Below are 2,109 nucleotides of genomic sequence, written 5' to 3'. Positions count from 1 at the left end.
CTTCATTATCTTATCACTTATGCATTTCCTTGTCAATAAGTTTTTTAAATTTTTCTTAAACTTATTAATTCGATTTGCACTAGCAACGTATTACATAATATCATCTAATAATAGATAATAATATTTATAAATACCTATTTATTATCTATTATTATGTAATTACTTTATATTTCTTTTATTTTCTTTGTTTTATTCATATTGATATACAAGGTTATGTTTATTTTACTTTTCAGATTATTCAGAGTATACTGTAGTTATTTTATGAAATATTCTACTTATTACACCTTACACAATAAAAAGTATAATTTTGTTTGTAATTTCAAAATATTTTACATAGAAAATATTCTATATTACCTATAGAATTATTATTGATTATTAAAATCTATTATGGAGGATAATTCATGGACAAGTTTTATATAGGTATAGATTTAGGTGGAACAAATCTTAAAACTTCCTTATTTAATAATTCTTTTATTAAAATACATGAGGTTAGAGTTCCTACAAAAGCAATCTTAGGATCTGATTATGTAATAAATAAAATTGCTAATACAGTGTCTTCATTATTAACTTCTCATAACCTATCAAGCAAAGATATTATATGTATAGGTATAGGAGTTCCTGGAATTCTTGATGTTGAAAATGGAATTTCAAAGTTTTCTCCTAACTTTTATAATTGGGAAAATGTAAATATAGTAAAATTTATTGAAGGCACGTTAAATATTCCTACATTCATTGATAATGATGTACGTGTTAATCTATATGGTGAACGATATTTTGGTGCTGGAAAAGATAAAGATAATATTGTCTTATTAACATTAGGTACCGGATTAGGCGCAGGAATAATAATTGATGGACATATCTTATATGGAGCCACATCTAGTGTAGGTGAAATTGGACATATGAATATGTATCGTAATGGTCGTTCTTGTAAATGTGGTAGTTCTGGTTGTTTAGGCCGCTATGTTTCTGCACTTGGAATGATTCAAACATTAAAAGATAAATTAGATAGGGGTGAAAAAAGTATTATTTCAGATTGGATAGATCATGATTATAATAAAATTACAGCTAATATGATTTCTGAGGCTTTTGATTTAGAAGATACTGTTGCTATTAGTACATTATATGAAACTGGTGAATTATTAGGATATGGATTAGTAAATGTTATAAACATGTATAATCCTGAAATTATAATAATTGGTGGAGGCATGTCTAAAGCTGGAGACAGATTATTAAAGAAAACAAGAGAAGTCATAAAAAATCACGCTTTAAAAATATCAGCAGAAGCTTGTTCAATAGTTCCTGCTGAACTTGGAGATTCTGCTGGAATGATAGGTGCTGCGTTCTATGCAAAATGTCGTTATGAAAAAAATTTAAATTACTAAAATATACAAATTCTATATGATATAAATCTTATTAAACTTGTATATGAGTTATATATTTTATTTTACCATACTTTCCATTTACTTATGATATCAATATATTGATAATTAATATTAGTTGATATATAATATTGTTTATATGTATTAATTAATAAGGAGTGTATTAAATGAATTCACAAGAAAAGACCATAAAGAAGTCACAAGAAATAATATCACCTAAAAAAGTAAAATATCAATGCTTGCATACGCAAGAAGCTAGAGAATGTACTTGCATAAGAAGTAAAGGATTGGTTTTAACAAAATAAACAAATAATTTTATATAAATAAAAAGACTTAAGATTTATCTTAAGTCTTTTTGCTAACCTGGCAACGTTCTACTCTCCCACACAGTCTCCCATGCAGTACCATCGACGCTATAGAGCTTAACTTTCCTGTTCGGAATGGAAAGGAGTGTTTCCTCTACGCCATCATCACCAGATGCTGTGAAATCCTAAATCTCTGATTTAGATATCGAACGCACTCAACGCAGTTGAGTTTCCTTATCAAGATCTTCGATTTGGTTCCCGGAACTTATACAAATTACGCTAGTAATTTGTATTCCTTATTCAGAGTGTTCTCTGAAAATTGCACACGAATATAAATTTAAGCCATATCTTTATTTTATTGGTCAAGCCCTCGACCTATTAGTATCAGTCAGCTAAATATGTTACCACACTTACACCTCTGACCT

The 2,109-nt window shown here is 27.9% G+C and carries 2 protein-coding genes and 1 rRNA gene; 2 read left to right on the top strand and 1 reads right to left on the bottom strand.

Annotated features, from left to right (window positions below; translation table 11 throughout):
- Positions 1 to 401: 401 nt before the first annotated feature.
- Complete coding sequence (locus tag AAT22_RS03925) at positions 402 to 1,382, top strand: ROK family protein (RefSeq protein ID WP_016209195.1); 981 nt, start codon at positions 402 to 404, stop codon at positions 1,380 to 1,382.
- 164 nt (positions 1,383 to 1,546) lie between these two features.
- Positions 1,547 to 1,684, top strand: a complete 138-nt coding sequence (locus AAT22_RS19245) for a hypothetical protein (protein ID WP_172655000.1) — start codon at positions 1,547 to 1,549, stop codon at positions 1,682 to 1,684.
- Positions 1,685 to 1,740: 56 nt separating this feature from the next.
- Here AAT22_RS19245 and rrf read toward each other — a convergent pair.
- Positions 1,741 to 1,857 (bottom strand): 5S ribosomal RNA (rrf, locus tag AAT22_RS03920).
- Positions 1,858 to 2,109: the final 252 nt, after the last annotated feature.

Source organism: Clostridium sp. C8 (assembly GCF_001010885.1).
GTDB classification, from domain to species: Bacteria; Bacillota; Clostridia; order Clostridiales; family Clostridiaceae; genus Clostridium; species Clostridium sartagoforme.
This window is presented reverse-complemented; position numbering and strand designations above follow the sequence as displayed.

Coding starts and splice junctions, on each gene's coding strand:
- AAT22_RS03925 (WP_016209195.1), top strand. CDS start 402: ATGGACAAGTTTTATATAGGTATAGATTTAGGTGGAACAAATCTTAAA.
- AAT22_RS19245 (WP_172655000.1), top strand. CDS start 1,547: ATGAATTCACAAGAAAAGACCATAAAGAAGTCACAAGAAATAATATCA.